Source organism: Rhizobacter sp. P5_C2 (assembly GCF_054049715.1).
Genome location: NZ_JBFULV010000264.1, coordinates 1 through 662, shown reverse-complemented (window position 1 = coordinate 662; position 662 = coordinate 1). Strand labels below are relative to the sequence as shown.

The 662-nt window shown below is 77.6% G+C and carries 1 protein-coding gene; it reads right to left on the bottom strand.

The window, feature by feature from the left end; all coding sequences use genetic code 11:
- Positions 1–662, bottom strand: a 662-nt coding sequence (locus ACXJLU_RS33515; protein ID WP_457338035.1) for a TolC family protein, incomplete at both ends; no start/stop codon positions are given.

Here is a 662-nt window from a genome sequence, read left to right as displayed (position 1 = left end):
ATGTCGCACTGCGCGCGCTGCGCGGTCAGCAGGCTCGCGCCCTGGGCGGCACTGGCGCGCGCCAGCGCCGCGTCGGCCGGCGGCTGGAAGCCGGCCTGCGCGCTCAGCCCGGTCAGGCGGGCGGTCTCGGCGCGCGAGGCCGCATCGGCCTCGGTCTGCACCAGCTGCGCCTCGCAGGCGCGCAGGCCCAGGTAGGCGTTCGCGGTTTCGGCGGCGACCGACACGCGGGCGTCGTGCCACGATGCTTCGGCCCCTTCGAGGCGGTACTGCGCCGCATCGCGGCCGGCCCGGCCGGCGCCGAACACGTCGATCTCCCACGCCGTCTGCAACCCGGCCGAGGTGGTGGTGGCCAGCGGCGTCACGAAATCGGTGCGGCCGCGCGTCGCGCTGGCGGTGGCGTCGAGCGTGGGCAGCAGCGCCGCGCCGGCACCGGTGCGCGTGGCCTGCGACTGCGCCAGGCGCGAGCGGGCCGTCGCGAGCGTCGGGCTGACGGACTGCGAAGCGTCGATCAGCTGCGAGAGCACCGGGTCGTCGAACTGCTGCCACCAGCCGGTCAGGTCGGCGAGGCGGCCGTTGTGCGGCAGCGGGGCGTACCACTGCGCCGGCAGCAGCGCCGGATCGGCGGCCGGCTCGGGCGGCGCGCTCGCGCAGCCGGCCAGGCC